Source organism: Mycobacterium sp. (assembly GCF_052145595.1).
Classification (GTDB): Bacteria; Actinomycetota; Actinomycetes; order Mycobacteriales; family Mycobacteriaceae; genus Mycobacterium.
Genome location: NZ_JBKQOI010000129.1, coordinates 1 through 17,715, shown reverse-complemented (window position 1 = coordinate 17,715; position 17,715 = coordinate 1). Strand labels below are relative to the sequence as shown.

The window sequence follows — 17,715 nt, the reverse complement described above, 5'->3', positions numbered from 1 at the left end:
ACAGAGACACGCCGATATACCGCTTTCGATACATGACTACACATCAGCTGCCAAATGGACACAGAACACCTGCTCATCAAGGGCAAACTGGATTCAGACCCGTGCTACCAGGGGGAACTTCGGGCTAGTGTGCACACAGCGACTAGGCGATGGAGGGTGGACATGATGGCCGTACGGGGTCTGTCAGTGCTAATCCGGTTGTTCTGCGTTGCCGCACTTTCGGTTGCGTTGGGCGCTGTCACGGTGATGACCGGAGCCACCGGCAAAGTCGGGGCAGCGGGCTACGAAAGCCTGATGGTTCCGTCGGCGGCGATGGGCCGCGACATCCCGGTGGCCTTCCTGGCCGGCGGTCCCCACGCGGTCTATCTGCTGGACCCCTTCGACGCCGCCCCGGACGTCAGCAACTGGGTGACCGCGGGAAATGCCATGAACACGCTGGCCGGCAGGGGCATTTCGGTGGTGGCGCCCGCCGGCGGCGCCTACAGCATGTACACCAACTGGGAGCAGGACGGCAGCAAGCAGTGGGATACCTTCCTGTCCAGCGAGCTGCCTAACTGGCTGGCCGCCAACAAGGGCCTGGCACCCGGTGGCCATGCCGCCGTCGGCGCCTCCCAGGGTGGCTACGCCGCTATGGCGCTGGCCGCCTTCCATCCCGACCGCTTCGGCTTCGCCGGCTCGCTGTCGGGTTTCCTGTACCCGTCGAGCACCAACTACAACGGCGCGATCCTGGCCGGCCTGCAGCAGTTCGGCGGCGTGGACGGCAACGGAATGTGGGGAGCCCCGCAGCTGGGGCGGTGGAAGTGGCACGACCCGTGGGTGCACGCCTCGCTGCTGGCGCAGAACAACACTCGGGTGTGGGTCTACAGCCCGACCAACGATGGCGCGAGCGATCCCGCCGCCATGATCGGGCAGGCGGGCGCGGCGATGGGCAGCGCCCGGGAGTTCTACCAGCAGTACCGCAGCAACGGCGGGCACAACGGCCACTTCGACTTCCCCGGCGGCGGTGACAACGGCTGGGGCTCGTGGGCGTCGCAGCTGGGTGCCATGTCGGGCGACATCGTCGGAGCAATCCGGTAGGCAGGCGGCGCAAGCAGGGCAGACGGCGCCGCCCGACTTGCCGGTACCGTGTAGGGGGTGCAGCAGAGGTCGGGAGCGCCGCGTCACGACGCGGCGCGGATGCGCTTAGACGGCCGGGGTGCCCGACGCCACGGCCCGTCGCGATCGCACCAAAATCCGTCGACGGACCTACCGACTCTGCTAGCGGGAGAACATGGCCACCAGCGCCCGGCGTAAACGCCACCGGACCCTCGCCTGGGTTGCCGCTCTCACGATGGCCGGCGTCGTGTTGTTGGTCATCGTGGCCGTGGTGGTCTTGCTGCGCAGCCCCCAATCACCGCCCAGCGCGGTGCCGCCCGGCGTCTTGCCCCCCTCGTCGACGACAACGCACCCGCACAAGCCGCGTCCCGCTTCGCAAGACGCATCCTGCCCCGACGTGCAGTTGGTTGCCGTCCCCGGTACTTGGGAGTCCTCCCCGCAGGACGATCCACTCAACCCGATGCAATTCCCGAATGCGTTGCTGCACAGAGTGACTGGGCCGATCTCCCAGCAATTCCCCTCATCGCGGGTGCAGACGTACACCACTCCGTACACGGCGCAGTTCCATAATCCGTTGAGCGGCGACACGCAGATGTCCTACAACGACAGCCGAGCGGAAGGCACCCGCGCGACCGTTCAAGCGATGACCGACATGAACAGCAAGTGCCCGTTGACCAGTTACGTGCTGGCGGGCTTCTCTCAGGGCGCGGTGATCGCCGGCGATATCGCCAGCGACATCGGCAATGGCCGCGGACCCGTCGATGACGACCTGATACTCGGTGTGACGTTGATCGCCGACGGTCGTCGCCAGTCCGGGGTCGGCAACGACGTCGGCCCAAGCCCGCCGGGCCAGGGCGCCGAGATCACCTTGCAAGAGGTGCCGGTGCTGTCCGGGCTCGGTCTGACCATGACCGGTGCACGGCCGGGTGGTTTCGGTGCGCTCAACGGCAAGACCAACGAGATCTGCGCCCCCGGTGACCTCATCTGCGCCGCCCCGGACGAGGCGTTTAGCGTCGCCAACCTGCCCAATACGCTGAACACGCTCTCCGGCGGCGCGGGCCAGCCGGTCCACGCGTTGTATGCCACGACCCAGTTCTGGAATATGGACGGGGTGCCGGCGACAGATTGGACGTTGAACTGGGCCCACGGGCTTGTCGAAAACGCGCCACACCCCAAACATGGGTGACCGCCCGGGCGACGATCCGGGCCGGATCGGCCCGATGAGGAGCCGGGCAGTGGACACAGCCGCTACCTAGCCGCTTGCCGGGCGCGATCAGCGGTACCTTTGTGATTTGGTCTGCCGCGAGGCACCCCTTAACATTAAGAGAAAACTAAGAGCAATTAGGACTCCGTTGCTGACCCGATCGGGGTCAAGGCCGGCCGAGACTGGCACTGACCGGCGCTCTGGAGCGTATGCCGAGCGAGGGGTGGCCCGGCATACAGATACCCGTCGGCGGAGCCGACACAGAGATGTAAACGTCGGCAACGCCGACCGAGATGTAAACGTCGGCAAAGCCGACCGAGATGGTTGTGACAGGAGAGGGCGGCATGGCGTACCACAACCCGTTCATCGTGAATGGAAAGATCAGGTTCCCGGCTAACACCAACCTGGTTCGTCACGTTGAGAAATGGGCGAAGGTTCGTGGGGACAAGCTGGCCTACCGCTTCCTGGACTTCTCCACCGAACGTGACGGCATCGAACGCGACATTCTGTGGTCCGACTTCAGCGCCCGCAACCGCGCCGTGGGGGCCCGGCTGCAGCAGGTCACCCAGCCGGGCGATCGCATCGCCATTCTGTGCCCGCAGAACCTGGACTACCTCATTTCCTTCTTCGGCGCGCTGTATTCCGGCCGGATCGCGGTGCCGCTGTTCGACCCCGCCGAGCCGGGTCACGTCGGCCGGTTGCACGCGGTGCTCGACGACTGCTCCCCGTCGACGATCCTGACCACCACCGACTCCGCCGAAGGTGTCCGCAAGTTCATCCGTGCCCGGTCGGCCAAGGAGCGGCCCCGCGTGATCGCCGTCGACGCGGTGCCCACCGAGGTCGCCGCCACCTGGCAGCAGCCGGATGCCGGCGAGGGCACCACTGCCTACCTGCAGTACACCTCGGGCTCGACCCGCGCCCCGACCGGTGTGCAGATCACTCACCTGAACCTGCCAACCAATGTGCTGCAGGTGCTGAACGCGCTCGAGGGTACCGATGGTGACCGCGGGTGCATGTGGCTGCCGTTTTTCCACGACATGGGCCTGATCACGGCGCTGCTGTCGTCGGTGCTCGGGCAGAGCTTCACCTTCATGACGCCCGCCGCGTTCGTGCGCCGGCCCGGTCGCTGGATCCGCGAGCTCGCGCGCAAGCCCGGCGAGACCGGCGGCGTGTTCTCCGCCGCGCCGAACTTCGCGTTCGAACACGCCGCGATGCGTGGCCTGCCCCGCGACGACGAGCCGCCACTGGACCTGAGCAACGTCAAGGGCATCCTCAACGGCAGCGAGCCGGTGAGCCCGGCCTCGATGCGCAAGTTCTTCGAAGCGTTCGCGCCCTACGGGCTGAAGGAGACCGCGGTCAAGCCGTCGTACGGCCTGGCCGAGGCGACGCTGTTTGTCTCGACCACCCCGATGAACGAGAAGCCGACGGTCATCCACGTGGACCGGGACCAGATCAACAACGGGCACTTCGTCGAGGTGGCCGCCGACGCGCCGAACGCCGTCGCTCAGGTCTCCGCCGGCAAGGTCGGTGTCGACGAATGGGCGGTCATCGTTGAGGTCGAAGCGGCCAGCGAGCTGCCGGATGGGCAGATCGGCGAGATCTGGCTGCACGGCAACAACCTGGGTATCGGCTATTGGGGCAAGGAAGAAGAGACCGCCCAGACCTTCCGGAACATCCTCAAGTCGCGGATCAGCGAGTCGCACGCCGAGGGAGCCGCAGACGACGGGCTGTGGGTGCGCACCGGCGACTACGGCACCTACCACAAGGGACACCTCTACATAGCGGGCCGGATCAAGGACCTGGTCATCGTCGACGGCCGCAACCACTACCCGCAGGACCTCGAGGACTCGGCGCAGGAAGCCAGCCGGGCATTGCGCACCGGGTATGTGGCCGCCTTCTCGGTCCCGGCCAACCAGCTGCCACAGGTGGTATTCGACAACCCACACGCCGGCATCAAGTTCGACCCCGAGGACACGTCAGAGCAGCTGGTGATCGTCGCTGAGCGCGCCGCCGGTACGCACAAGCTCGACTACCAGCCCATCGCCGACGACATCCGGGCGGCCATCGCCGTGCGCCATGGTGTGACCGTCCGCGACGTGCTGCTGGTGTCGGCGGGCACGATTCCTCGGACCTCCAGCGGCAAGATCGGGCGCCGCGCATGCCGTACTGCCTATCTCGACGGCAGTCTGCGCAGCGGCATCGGTTCCCCGACCGCCTTCGCCGGCGCAACAGACTGAATCCAGGAACCATGGCTGACACAGAATCTGACGCTCAGGACCCCGACAACCACGGAAACGCCACACCGGTCGCCGGCGACCTGCCCGCCGAGAAGGCCGACATGACGGTCCCCGAGATGCGGCGGTGGCTGCGCAACTGGGTGGGTAAGGCCGTCGGGACGTCACCGGACGAGATCGACGAGTCGGTGCCCATGGTGGAGCTGGGGTTGTCGTCGCGGGATGCCGTGGCGATGGCGGCCGACATCGAGGACATGACCGGTGTCACGCTGTCGGTCGCGGTGGCTTTCCAGCATCCGACCATCGAGTCGCTCGCGACCCGGATCGTCGAGGGCGAACCCGAAACAAGCACGGCAGACGATGACAACCTGGATTGGTCGCGCAACGGCCCGGCCGAGCGAGTCGACATCGCGATCGTGGGCTTGGCCACCCGGCTGCCCGGCGACATGAACAGCCCGGACGAAACGTGGCGGGCGCTGCTGGAAGGCCGCGACGCCATCACCGACCTGCCGGAGGGCCGCTGGTCGGAATTCCTGGAGGAGCCGCGGCTGGCCCAACGGGTCGCGCAGGCCCGCACCCGCGGCGGCTACCTGAAGGACATCAAGGGCTTCGACTCCGAGTTCTTCGCGGTCGCCAAGACCGAAGCCGACAACATCGACCCGCAGCAGCGGATGGCGCTGGAGCTCACCTGGGAGGCGCTGGAGCACGCCCGCATCCCGGCGTCCAGCCTGCGCGGCGAGGCCGTCGGCGTGTACGTCGGTGTATCGAACACCGACTACCAGTTACTGGCGGCGTCCGACCCGACCATTGCACACCCCTACGCGATCACCGGCACCGCCACCTCGATCATTGCCAACCGGGTGTCCTACTTCTACGACTTCCGTGGGCCCTCGATGGCCGTCGACACCGCCTGCTCGAGTTCGCTGGTGGCGATACACCAGGCCGTGCAGGCGCTGCGCAACGGGGAATGCGACGCGGCCGTTGCCGGGGGCGTTAACGCGCTGGTCACGCCCGCGGTGACGCTCGGATTCGACGAGATCGGCGCGGTGCTGGCTCCCGACGGCCGGATCAAGTCGTTCTCGTCGGACGCCGACGGCTACACCCGCTCCGAGGGCGCCGGCATGCTGGTCCTCAAACGCGTGGAAGACGCCCGTCGCGACGGCGACCAGATCCTGGCCGTGATCGCCGGCAGCGCGGTCAACCACGACGGCCGGTCCAACGGTCTCATCGCGCCCAACCAGGACGCACAGGCCGAGGTGCTGCGCCGGGCGTACAAGGACGCCGGCATCGACCCGCGCACCGTCGACTACATCGAGGCGCACGGCACCGGGACCGTACTCGGCGACCCCATCGAGGCCGAGGCACTGGGCCGCGTCGTCGGCAGGGGGCGTCCCGCCGATCGTCCAGCGCTGCTGGGCGCGGTGAAAACCAATGTCGGACACCTGGAGTCGGCCGCCGGTGCGGCCAGCATGGCCAAGGTAGTGCTGGCGCTGCAGCATGACAAGCTGCCGCCGTCCATCAATTTCGCCGGACCCAGCCCGTACATCGACTTCGACGCGATGCGCTTGAAGGTCATCGACACCGCGACCGACTGGCCGCGCTACGGCGGCTACGCGCTGGCGGGGGTGTCGAGCTTCGGCTTCGGCGGGGCCAACGCGCACCTGGTGGTGCGCGAGGTGTTGCCGCGCGACGTGGTGGAAAAAGAGGCGCGCGAGCCCGAACCCACCCCCGAACCGGGGGCCGCCGCCGAAGCGACCGAGGCGCCCACATTCGAAAGCCACGCGCTGCGCTTCGACGAGTACGGCGAGATCATCGCCGATGTAGCCTCCGGAATCAGCGGGGCCGAAGAGGAAGAGCCCGAGTTGCCGGGCGTCACCGAGGAGGCCTTGCGGCTCAAGGAAGCCGCGCTGGAAGAGCTTGCGGCGCAAGAGGCTCAAGAAGATTCCGCCCCGGCCCTGATTCCGCTGGCCGTGTCGGCGTTCTTGACCTCCCGTAAGAAGGCCGCGGCCGCCGAGCTGGCGGACTGGATAGAAAGCCCCGAAGGCCAGGCGTCGTCGCTGGAGTCGATCGGGCGGTCGCTGTCGCGGCGCAACCACGGGCGTTCGCGCGCGGTGGTGCTGGCGCACGACCACGAGGAGGCCATCAAGGGCTTGCGGGCGGTCGCCGAGGGCAAGCAGCGGCCCGACGTGTTCAGCGTCGACGGGCCGGTGACCAGCGGCCCGGTGTGGGTGTTGGCCGGGTTCGGCGCCCAGCACCGCAAGATGGGCAAGAGCCTGTACCTGCGCGACCCGGTTTTCGCCGAGTGGATCGAGAAGGTCGACGCGCTGGTCCAGGACGAGCTGGGCTACTCGGTGCTCGAGCTGATCCTGGACGACTCGCAGGACTACGGCATCGAGACCACCCAGGTCACTATTTTCGCGATCCAGATCGCGCTGGGTGAGTTGCTCAAGCATCACGGCGCCAAGCCTGCCGCGGTGGTCGGCCAGTCACTGGGCGAAGCCGCGTGCGCCTACTTCGCAAGCGGCCTGTCGCTACGCGACGCCACCCGGGCCATTTGCTCCCGCTCGCATCTGATGGGCGAGGGCGAGGCGATGCTGTTCGGCGAATACATCCGCCTGATGGCGCTGGTGGAGTACTCCGCCGACGAGATCAAGACGGTGTTCTCCGATTTCCCTGATCTCGAAGTGTGCGTCTACGCCGCACCCACCCAGACCGTCATCGGTGGCCCGCCCGAGCAGGTGGACGCGATCATCGCCCGCGCCGAGTCCGAGGGCAAGTTCGCCCGCAAGTTCGAGACCAAGGGCGCCAGCCACACCTCGCAGATGGATCCGCTGCTCGGGGAGCTCACGGCGGAACTGCAAGGCATCAAGCCGATGAGCCCGACGGCCGGGATCTTCTCGACCGTGCACGAGGGCAGGTACTTCAAGCCCGGCAGCGAGCCGATCCACGACGTCGACTACTGGAAGAAGGGCCTGCGCCACAGCGTCTACTTCACCCAGGGGATCCGCAACGCCGTCGACAGCGGACACACCACCTTCCTGGAACTGGCGCCCAACCCGGTGGCGCTGATGCAGGTTGGCCTCACAACGGCTTCCGCCGGCCTGCACGACGCCCAGCTGATCCCGACGCTGGCCCGCAAGCAAGACGAAGTCGAGTCGATGATCTCGACCATGGCCCAGCTCTATGTCTACGGTCACGACCTGGACATCTGGACCCTGTTCAGTCGTGCACCCGGGCCGGCAGGCCCGGAAGATTTTGCCAACATCCCGCCGACCAGGTTCAAGCGCAAAGAGCACTGGCTGGACGCGCACTTCTCGTCAGGCAGCAGCTCGGTGATCATGCCGGGCGCCCACGTCGCGCTGCCCGATGGCCGCCACGTGTGGGAATACACGCCCCGAGGACTGACGGATCTGCCTGCGTTGGTGAAAGCCGCTGCGGCCGAAGTGCTTCCAGAGGCGCAATTGGCGGCGGCGGAGCAGCGTGCGGTGCCCGGGGAAGGCTCCCGCCTGGTGACGACGATGACGCGGCACCCCGGCGGCGCTTCGGTTCAGGTGCATGCCCGCATCGACGAATCCTTCACGCTGGTCTACGACGCGCTGGTTACCCGGAGTGGTTCCCAATCGGTATTGCCGGCCGCGGTTGGCGCGGGCACGGCGGTCGCTTCGACAACCGGTTCCGTCGTGCCCGAGCCGGCGATCGAGGAACCAGAAGCCCAAACCCTCGGGGACAGCCTGACCAACCGCTACATGCCGAGCGGCATGAACAGATGGTCGCCGGGCTCGGGCGAGACCATCGCGGAGCGGCTGGGCTTGATCGTCGGGTCTGCCATGGGTTACGAGCCCGAGGACCTGCCGTGGGAGGTGCCGCTGATCGAGCTGGGCCTGGACTCGCTGATGGCGGTGCGGATCAAGAACCGCGTCGAATACGACTTCGATCTCCCGCCCATCCAGTTGACGGCCGTGCGTGACGCCAACCTCTACAACGTCGAGCAGCTGATCCAGTACGCGGTCGAGCACCGCGACGAGGTGCAGCAACTGCACCAGCACCAGAAGACGCAGACGGCCTCCGAAATAACTGCTGAAATCGCCAGGGCACAAGCGGAATTGGTCAGCGGCGCGACACCCGACGCGGTGGTCGCCCAGGCACCCGATCCGCAGGCTGAGCCCGAGACGCAGGCACCGCCGGTCGCCCCGACGGTCTTAGAGGTGCCGATTCCGCCGCCGCCGACGGACCCGGCAGGCCCCACGTCCAACGGCGCGAAGCCCAACCTCGCGGTCGCCGCAGAGGCACTCAACCAGCAGGCGGTTGCCAAGGCGCTCAACTCCGACGTGCCGCCGCGTGACGCCGCCGAGCGGGTCACCTTCGCCACGTGGGCGATCGTCACGGGCAAGTCCCCGGGCGGCATCTTCAACCCGCTGCCCAAGCTGGACACTGACGCCGCCGCCAAGATGGCGCAGCGCCTTTCGGAGCGCGCTGATGGTCCGATCTCCGCCGAGGACGTGCTGGCGTCGGAGAACATCGAGGCACTTGCCGACAAGTTGCGCGGCTACCTGGAGGCCGGCCAGATCGACGGGTTCGTCCGCACCCTGCGGGCGCGGCCCGAGGGCAGCTCGAAACCGCCGGTGTTCGTGTTCCACCCGGCCGGCGGCTCGACCGTGGTGTACGAGCCGTTGCTCAACCGGCTGCCGGCGGACACCCCGATGTACGGCTTCGAGCGGGTCGAAGGCACGATCGAAGAGCGTGCGGCGCAATACGTTCCGAAACTGATCGAGATGCAGGGCGACGGGCCTTACATTCTGGCCGGCTGGTCGCTCGGTGGGGCGCTCGCCTACGCATGCGCTATCGGCCTCAGGCAGATGGGCAAGGACGTCGAGTGGGTCGGCCTGATCGACGCGGTTCGCCCGGGCGAGGAGATCCCGCAGACCAAGGAGGAGATCCGCAAGCGCTGGGACCGCTACGCCCGCTTCGCCGAGAAGACGTTCAATGTGAGCATCCCGGAGATCCCCTACGAGCAGCTCGAGGAACTCGACGACGAGGGCCAAGTCCGGTTAGTTCTCGACGCGGTCAAAGCGAGCGGAGTGCAGATCCCGGCCGGGATCATCGAACACCAGCGCACGTCGTACCTGGACCAGCGGGCGATCGACACCGCCCAGATCCAGCCGTACGACGGCCATGTCACCCTCTACATGGCAGATCGCTACCATGACGACGCGATCATGTTCGAGCCGCGGTATGCCGTTCGCAAGCCGGACGGCGGCTGGGGCGACTATGTGTCCGACCTCGAGGTCGTGCCGATCGGTGGCGAGCACATCCAGGCCATCGACGAGCCGATCATCGCCAAGGTGGGCGCGCACATGGGCAAGGCGCTGGACGAGATCGAGGCGAAACTCCGCCGGACGAGTGAGGTAGGCAAGTAGTGACGGAGACCGTGCCAGCTCCCATTGGCCACACCACCGCCGAGAAGCTGGCCGAGCTGCACGCTCGCCTGGAGTTGGCCAAGGAGCCCGGCGGGGAGAAGGCCGTCGCCAAGCGCGACAAGAAGGGCATCCCGAGCGCCGGCGCCCGCGTCCACTCGCTGGTCGATCCCGGCACCTTCCTGGAGATCGGTGCGCTGGCCCGAACCCCCAACGACCCCAACGCGCTGTACGGCGACGGCGTGGTTACCGGTCATGCCATGATCAACGGCCGTCCGGTCGGGGTGTTCTCCCACGACCAGACGGTGTTTCAAGGCTCGGTCGGCGAGATGTTCGGCCGCAAGGTGGCCCGGCTGATGGAGTGGTGTGCGATGGTCGGTTGCCCGATCGTCGGCATCAACGACTCCGCAGGAGCGCGTATTCAGGACACGGCCACCTCGCTGGCGTGGTACGCCGAACTCGGCCGCCGCCACGAGTCGTTATCCGGAATTGTGCCGCAGATCTCCATAATTCTCGGGAAATGCGCTGGGGGAGCAGTGTATTCGCCGATCCAGACCGACCTGGTGGTGGCGGTGCGTGACCAGGGCTACATGTTCGTCACCGGACCCGACGTGATCAGAGACGTCACCGGCGAGGACGTCAGCCTCGATGAGCTGGGCGGCGCCGATTCTCAGGCCCGCTACGGCAACATCCACCAGGTGGTCGACTCCGAGGCCGCCGCCTTCCAGTATGTGCGTGACTTCTTGTCGTTCCTGCCGTCCAACAGTGTTGACAAGCCGCCGATCGTCAACCCCGGCCTGGAGCCGGAGATCACCCCGACCGACCTGGAGCTCGACTCGATCGTGCCGGATTCCGACAACATGGCCTACGACATGCACGAGATCCTGCTGCGGATTTTCGACGACGGCGACTTCCTCGACGTCGCAGCGCAGGCCGGACCGGCGATCATCACCGGGTTCGCCCGGGTCGACGGACGTCCGGTGGGCGTGGTCGCCAACCAGCCCATGCACCTGTCCGGGTCGATCGACAACCAAGCCTCCGACAAGGCGGCGCGGTTTATCCGGTTCTGCGACGCGTTCAACATCCCGTTGGTGTTCGTGGTGGATACGCCGGGATTCCTACCGGGGGCGGAGCAGGAGAAGAACGGGATCATCAAGCGCGGCGGCCGGTTCCTGTACTCGGTCGTCGAGGCCGACGTGCCGAAGGTGACGATCACGATCCGCAAGTCTTACGGCGGCGCCTATGCGGTGATGGGCTCCCGGCAGCTGACCGCCGACTTCAACTTCGCCTGGCCGACCGCGCGCATCGCGGTGATCGGCGCCGAGGGTGCCGCGCAGCTGCTGATGAAGCGGTTACCCGACCCGACCACGCCCGAGGCGCAGGCGATCAAGAAGGATTTCATCGAGGGCTACAACCTCAACATGGCGATCCCGTGGACCGCCGCCGAACGCGGATTCATCGATGCCGTCATCGACCCGCACCAGACCCGGCTGCTGATCCGCAAGTCGATGCACCTGTTGCGAGACAAGCAACTGTGGTCGCGCGTCGGGCGCAAGCACGGGCTGATCCCGGTTTAGTCAGCACCGCCATCGCCGAGCGTTAATGTGGCGACGCGACACGCCGATGCGGCGTCGCACAGTTCACGCTCGAGGTGTGAGCGCCCCCGCCACCAGTTCGTCGAAACGCTCCAGCGCCTCGTCGGAGTCGGCGTCGATACCGCGCAGCGGCCCACGATCGGCGAGATAGCGCTGCGCGTACAGCCGGGCGACGAGTGCCTTGCGCTCACCGCCATGGGTGGCTCGCTCCCAGGCGGCCTGCTCGGTGAGCAACGCCCCGGCGTAGACGTCGCCCATGAACTGGGCCAGCGGGAACAGCCGCGCCTCGGCCACGTGGCTGTCGAGTTTGGTCCAGGCCGTGATCGCCGCGTCGAGGTCCTCGACGCGGCCGGCGACCAAGCGAGTGGTTGCCCCACCGTCACCGCAGTCGTCGGAGACCGACACCGCGTCACGCAGCCGCGCCAACAGCGTCTCGTGCGCGCGACTCTGCTCGATACCGCGCCGCACATCGAGACAAAGGATGTTGTCGGGGCCCTCCCAGATGGTGTTCACCTGCGCGTCGCGCAGTAGTCGGGACACCGGCCAGGTCTCGATATAGCCGTTGCCGCCGTGGATTTCGATCGCGTCCGAGGCCGCGGTGATCCCTAGTCGGCACACCTTGAGCTTGGTGACGGGCACCGCGATGCGTTGCCGCATGCTGCGGGGCTGGCGATGGTTGGTGGCGCCGGTGCCGTCGAACACCAGCGCTTGCGCGGCCTCGACGTCGACGATCATCTCGGCGAGCTTGCGCCGCATCAGCGGCTTGTCGATGAGCGCGCCGCCGAACGCCCGCCGCTGCCGCGCGTAGCACAGCGACTCGACCAGGGCGCGCCGCGCGTTACCGAGCCCGAACAGGGCGATGCCCAGCCGCGCCGCGTTGGTCAGCTCCATCATGCGGCCGAGGCCCTTGCCATCGGACGGGCCCGAGTCGCCGCTGGGTTCGCCGGAGAGCAGAAACGCCTCGGCGTCGACGAATTCGACCTCGCCCGAGGCGACCGAGCGGGTGCCGAGCTTGTCCTTGAGCCGACGCACCCGAATGCCGTTGCGTGAACCGTCGCGGCGGGTGCGGAGTACGAGGAAATTGGCGACGCCACGGGTCGAATCGGGAGCGCCCTCGGGTTTGGCCAGTACGACGAACGCCTCTCCGGCGCAGTTGGACGCAAACCACTTGAAGCCGTTCAACAGCCACGCTTCTTCGTTTTCGCCGCTCACGCGTCGAGCGGTCGTCTCGAGCGCACCCAGATCGGAGCCGCCGGTGCGTTCCGTCAGCAGCTGCGCTGTCTCGCCCGCCCACTCTCCGGAGGCGAATTTGGCCAGTACGTGGTCTCGCACGTCGGCCGGCGCGTAGGCGGCCACCAACGACTGGACCATGCCGCCGCCGGTGCCCAGGGCGCAGCCCATCCCGATATCGGCCTGGTTGAGCAGATAGTTGGACGCGAACAGCGTCAGCGACGAGCTGATCTTGGCGGCTCGCGCCTCGCTGCGCAGGGCCTGCTGGGCGTCCAAGATGGCGCGTTTGGACTGCGTGAACGATGCCGGCATGACGACCTGGCTGATGTCGTGTCCCCACCGGTCGTAGCGCTCCAGCCGGGGCGGGTTGCGGTCGGTCTCCTCCGCCCACCGCGCCACTGGGCCGCCCATCAGCTCACCGATGCGCGTCAGGTGGCGCTCGGCGAACTCCAACTGGTCGGGCTGCAGGTAGTAGGCCATGGTGAACCGCAGGGTGGGATCGCTGAGGTACCAATTGAGACCCACGGCCCCGCGGTAGTTGTCCGTTTGATAGCGCTGCGACTTTTCCGGGGTGGAGAAGGGCAGCCTTTCGAAGGCCTCTAACCCGTATTGGGGGTCGTGCTCGCTCATGCCGCGACGGTATTACAGCCGGAACGCCGGGTGAAGGAACCTCATGCCGTGGCGGGTAACTGGCGCCGCCGTCGACTGGGGTAGAAGTCCGATCTGCCGGGGGCGGCCCGGCGGGCCAGCGCATCGGGATCAACTATCAGGACGCTCTTACCCTCCACGAGAATCCAGCCCCGCGCCCCGAAACCACGCAGCGCCTTGTTGACCGATACCCGGTCGGCGCCCACAAGCTGGGCGATCTCGTCCTGACTGAGCTCGTGCACGACCCGCAGCGCGTCGCCTTCGCGCGTGCCGAAGCGTTGAGCCAGCAGCAGCAGCTGGCGAGCAACACGCCCGGCCACATCGCTGGAAACCAGCTCGACCAGTTCGTCGTCGGTATGCCGTAGCCGCCGGGCGAGCACCTGCAGGAGCTGTTCGGCGATCACCGGCCGGTCGGCCATCCAGGTTCGCAACGTGGCACGGTCCATCCACACGGCCCGCAGGTCAGTGATCGCCGTCGCGGTGCAGGCTCGAGGGCCGGGGTCAAACACCGCCAGCTCACCGAAGATGTCCGTTGGGCCCATGATCGCCCGGAGGTTCGTGCGGCCGTCGGGGCCGCTAAGGGTGATTTTCACCTTGCCCGAAACGATTATGTAGACCCGATCACCCAGGTCTCCCTCGGCGAAAATCATTTGGCCTGCGCTGAATTCGGAAGGATGTAACTGCTTGATCAATTCGGACGTGGCGTCGGGTTCGACGTATTGAAAGATCCCGGTGCCGGTCAGCACCTGATCGACACCGGCGTGATTGACGCCGGGTGGTGTGCTCACGAGAGTCCTGCTCATCGGGGTCAACGCCATGCCGGCCCGGCCAGGAAAACTAGACGGAAATTGCCGATTTGGATCTCGTCACCGTTGGCCAGCACCGCCGAGTCGACGGGTTCGCGGTTGACGTATGTGCTGTTCAGGCTGCCGAGGTCAACGACATAGAAGCTGCCGTTCTCCCTTCGGAACTCGGCGTGCCTGCGGCTGACCGTGATGTCGTCGAGGAAGATGTCGCTGGCGGGATGCCGGCCGGCGGACAGGACGGGCTGGTCCAGGCTGAACTGCGATCCGGCGTTGGGACCCCGTTTGACAACGAGCACGCCCAAGCCGCGCGCCAGCGTTGCCATATCCTCCATCACCGCGTCCGCGACGGCGGCTGACGTGTCGAGGTCGTCACGGAGATCGGCGCGTAGTACGAAGCCGATGTCTCCGGTGTTTTCGTCGGGTGCTTGACCCTGCTCGCTCACGTCCGCCGCCGTCATTCCAACACCTTGACTCAACTACGCAGCTTGCCGGACGTCCGGATTTGACCTCGCCGCTTGCGACGTCGGCCGGCTGGGAGCCGGGGCCCAGCCAACGTAGATCAGGTACAGCCCGAGCAGGGTGAAAACAATACAGAGCACCACCCACCAGCCTTGAGCGCCGACCATGGTCTTGGCGACAGCAACGAAGGCCTGGGGAAAGGCCACAAGCAACAGCCCGCGCAGCACGACCAGCCAGCCCAGCAGCGACACGATGATCGCTGCGGCCCCCTGCCAAGATTGGTGAGCGGCGACGATGACCAGGCCAAACAGCAGAATGAAGGCGCCGGTCACAAAGGTCCACAAGGAGTTCGCCTCAAACTGCGAAAGTAGTTGTTGCATGTCCGAGGCGCGCGCTATTGCGGTGACGTCGACAACGACAAGGAAGGGACCGAGCACGCGGGCGAAGAACCGTGTCCTGTTCTGCAATTGTTGTGAAGCGTCCATGGTCATGCCTCCGTCGACACCGGTCATTCCGGATACCTGTATCGGACCACTCGACCTAAGCGCCGGGATAGGGACCGAAGTCCCGACCGTTCGGGGCGTTCGTCACGGGCACGCGACGTCGGCCCAACGGTGACCTATGGCCCTCCCTCACCGGGCCGCTGCGGCGCATGATCGGCCCAACAGCCAACGATTAAGGGAGTCGATGATGAAGGCGCAAGTGGGTGATTGGCTCGTGATTAAAGGCACGACGACGGAGTTAGCGGATCAGCGTGGCCTGATCACCGAAGTGCACGGGACCGACGGCGCGCCGCCGTATGTGGTGCGCTGGCTTGCTAACGGCCATGTGGCCACGGTGTTTCCGGGCTCGGACGCCATCATCATCACCGCGGCCGAACAGCAACAGGCCGACAAACGGGCACGACAGAGGGTCGGTGCGGCGCAGTCCGAACTGACTCACCACTCCGGGAGCGAATAACGGTTCCCGCCGAACTAACCGCCCGTAGGCCGGGGCGTTATACCGGCACCAAGAATTCAGACGTGTAAAACTCGGCCGGGTTTTGGGAGTTGGCGTTCGGCCGCTCGACAATAACCCAGACGCCCGTCGTACCCTGCCGGACATTGTCTTGGATAGTCACCGTTGCACTGCCGGCCGCGTCGGTGTCCATTCCGGTGAAGGCGGTGCCAGGGTCGCCGGGACCACAGGTAGCCGACGACGGACGGGGTTCTTGGATCAGGCCGACATCGAAATGCGTGCCAGGATCGGGCGCGTCGACCAGGTGCACCTCGGCGATCGCTCGTGACCCGGCGGTGTGTATGAGGGCAGTCCCCGTGCCGAGTCCCGGCTCGGGCACTTTGGGCGCAGAGGTCACGCGGGTGAAATCGCAACGTCGGAGATAGCTGTCCAAGACGACCGTTGTGTCAGCGGAGGCCGGGTTGCTTTCAAAGACCGTCGCCGGCGAGATCACCACGGTGAGTGTCGCCGCAGATGTAGCCAACCGTTTCAGCGTGTGCATCGGGTCACCTTTTAACCCCTTTTGTTGGTTACGTCACGGGGAAAAGAAGTATTGACCCGCATTCGCCGAAATTAAACCTCGTGGCGAAGAATTACTTGAAGGTAAATTTCTTCGCTATTCGACTAATGACTAATTACGGTTATCCGACCGATGGCAAATTACCGCGTTCGTGGGCTAAGGCTTGATCCGGATCTCGCCCGGTGACCACAACCCGCTACGGGTCGCGGTGCCCAGGTCGAGTTGCGCGGGATGAGCGTCTGCGATGGTGTCGAACTTGCGCAGCGATCCCCAGTCCCGGCCCCAGTCGCGGGACAGGTAGGTCGACATCACATGGGCCCGCAGCAGTATGTCGGTGATGCCCAGCAGGCCGCCGTTCACGCCGTCCTGCCACGTGTCGGTGTCCTGCTTCTTGGCGTTGTAGTCCGGCGTGATGCGGAACTTCGGGATATCGGTGACGCCGTTGACGTGCAGCATCGGCTGCTGGCACGGGAAGGCCAGCCCCACCGCCCAGTCCATCAGCACCGGCTGGGACGAGCCGACGTACTCCTGCAGGGAGCGCAGCTCCGGCACCCGCGGCGGAGTCACCGCGATCCAGTCCTCCGGCGTCAGGGACAGATCCTCGGCCACCAGCCGGACCGCGATCGCGTCGGCGGGCATCTTGGACCGGGCGAAGCGCAGGTTGCGCCATACCTTCGGTTGTTCCCCGTACAGGTCGTAGGGCACCAGCCGGCCGGTCGGCACTATGTCGGCCGGGTCACCGCCGGGGCCGGGCTTGCCGTACTCCAGCACGACCGTCTGCCCCGCGGTGTGCCCGTGCAGCACGCTGTTTCCCGCGATCGTGCCTGCGGCGGTCACCACCACCAGGGGATGTCCGTCGTCCGGCTTGGGCAGCTGGTACCACGCCGAGGTCAGCCTGCTCTGCTGTTGGGGGCCGGTCGTGTAACTGCCCGCCAGCGGAACCTGATCGGGGTTGAGGCCGTAGGGCAGCGGTACGACGGACCCGTTGATGCCGGGCGCCGTCAGCTTGGTTGGCGCATCCCAGTCGTAGTCGGTGCCGGGCTGCGGCACCGCTGTCTCCCGTACCGCCTCGGCCAGGGTGCGTTCCGGTACACCATTCGGCGTGAACCCGACAGGGTTCCCCCCACCCAGCGGGCCCAGCGGGCCGTAATTGCCCGGCTCCGCTGTTTTGATGGGCGCCATGTAGCCGGCGTTGCTGTCCGGCTCCACCAGCACGTCGTCGGCCTGTCCGCAGCCGCCGGAGAACTCCCGCAGGTTGTCCCAGCCATTGGAGTAGGTGGGGTACTGGCGCACGATTCCGGCCACCATCGATGCGATGAACACCAGTGCCATGAACCCGGCTGCGATCGGCACGGGCGCGGCCGTCACCGCTCGCGCCAGCCGGCCCTCGCCGCGATCTCTGGGCGCGAAGTTCAACCAGATCGCCCAGAGTGCCGCGATCGCGAACAAGACGAAAAACATTGCGCTGATCGTGATTCCGCCGAGCCTCGGCATCACGCTGTTGAACGGCACCC

12 protein-coding genes are annotated in these 17,715 nt (G+C 66.5%); 6 read left to right on the top strand and 6 right to left on the bottom strand.

All coding sequences use genetic code 11. From position 1 onward, the window contains the following. Positions 1-165 precede the first annotated feature (165 nt). The 5 genes from ACLP4W_RS11370 to ACLP4W_RS11350 all read left to right on the top strand — a co-directional run bounded on the left by ACLP4W_RS11370 (position 166) and on the right by ACLP4W_RS11350 (position 11,524). Complete coding sequence (locus ACLP4W_RS11370) at positions 166-1,077, top strand: esterase family protein (RefSeq protein ID WP_442386226.1); 912 nt, start codon at positions 166-168, stop codon at positions 1,075-1,077. 193 nt (positions 1,078-1,270) lie between these two features. Further along, on the top strand, positions 1,271-2,281 hold the full coding sequence (gene culp6 / locus ACLP4W_RS11365; protein WP_442386225.1) for a carboxylesterase Culp6: 1,011 nt from the start codon (positions 1,271-1,273) through the stop codon (positions 2,279-2,281). A gap of 362 nt (positions 2,282-2,643) precedes the next feature. Then, positions 2,644-4,536, top strand: coding sequence for a long-chain-fatty-acid--AMP ligase FadD32 (fadD32, locus tag ACLP4W_RS11360; RefSeq protein WP_442386224.1), 1,893 nt, complete (start codon positions 2,644-2,646; stop codon positions 4,534-4,536). Positions 4,537-4,637: 101 nt separating this feature from the next. After that, a complete protein-coding gene (gene pks13, locus ACLP4W_RS11355) occupies positions 4,638-9,950 on the top strand; it encodes a polyketide synthase Pks13 (protein ID WP_442386229.1) in 5,313 nt (1,770 codons plus the stop codon). Further along, entirely contained in the window at positions 9,950-11,524 is a 1,575-nt protein-coding gene (locus tag ACLP4W_RS11350; protein WP_442386223.1) for an acyl-CoA carboxylase subunit beta, read from the top strand. Before pks13 ends, ACLP4W_RS11350 begins: the two co-directional genes overlap by 1 nt. A gap of 63 nt (positions 11,525-11,587) precedes the next feature. Here ACLP4W_RS11350 and ACLP4W_RS11345 read toward each other — a convergent pair whose 3' ends face one another. The 4 genes from ACLP4W_RS11345 to ACLP4W_RS11330 form a co-directional block, all read right to left on the bottom strand. After that, the gene (locus tag ACLP4W_RS11345; protein ID WP_442386222.1) at positions 11,588-13,402 is read right to left on the bottom strand and encodes an acyl-CoA dehydrogenase family protein; all 1,815 of its coding nucleotides are present in this window, start codon (positions 13,400-13,402) and stop codon (positions 11,588-11,590) included. Positions 13,403-13,443: 41 nt separating this feature from the next. Next, positions 13,444-14,166 (bottom strand): Crp/Fnr family transcriptional regulator, encoded by a 723-nt coding sequence (locus ACLP4W_RS11340; protein WP_442386228.1) that lies wholly within the window; start codon positions 14,164-14,166, stop codon positions 13,444-13,446. 62 nt (positions 14,167-14,228) lie between these two features. Beyond that, the gene (locus ACLP4W_RS11335) at positions 14,229-14,684 is read right to left on the bottom strand and encodes an FHA domain-containing protein (protein ID WP_442386221.1); all 456 of its coding nucleotides are present in this window, start codon (positions 14,682-14,684) and stop codon (positions 14,229-14,231) included. Between the two features lie 18 nt (positions 14,685-14,702). Beyond that, the gene (locus tag ACLP4W_RS11330) at positions 14,703-15,170 is read right to left on the bottom strand and encodes a hypothetical protein (protein ID WP_442386227.1); all 468 of its coding nucleotides are present in this window, start codon (positions 15,168-15,170) and stop codon (positions 14,703-14,705) included. A 205-nt stretch (positions 15,171-15,375) separates the two neighbouring features. On the opposite strand from ACLP4W_RS11330, the gene ACLP4W_RS11325 reads away from it, so the two are divergent. Further along, positions 15,376-15,645 carry a DUF1918 domain-containing protein gene (locus ACLP4W_RS11325; protein WP_442386220.1) on the top strand — a complete coding sequence of 90 codons (270 nt, stop codon included), beginning with the start codon at positions 15,376-15,378 and terminating at the stop codon, positions 15,643-15,645. Positions 15,646-15,682: 37 nt separating this feature from the next. On the opposite strand, the gene ACLP4W_RS11320 is transcribed toward ACLP4W_RS11325, so the two are convergent. Together ACLP4W_RS11320 and ACLP4W_RS11315 are read right to left on the bottom strand one after the other, a co-directional pair. After that, positions 15,683-16,183, bottom strand: coding sequence for a hypothetical protein (locus ACLP4W_RS11320; protein ID WP_442386219.1), 501 nt, complete (start codon positions 16,181-16,183; stop codon positions 15,683-15,685). Positions 16,184-16,357: 174 nt separating this feature from the next. Further along, positions 16,358-17,715: arabinosyltransferase C-terminal domain-containing protein (locus tag ACLP4W_RS11315; protein WP_442386218.1), on the bottom strand; the 1,358-nt coding region annotated here is incomplete at its 5' end.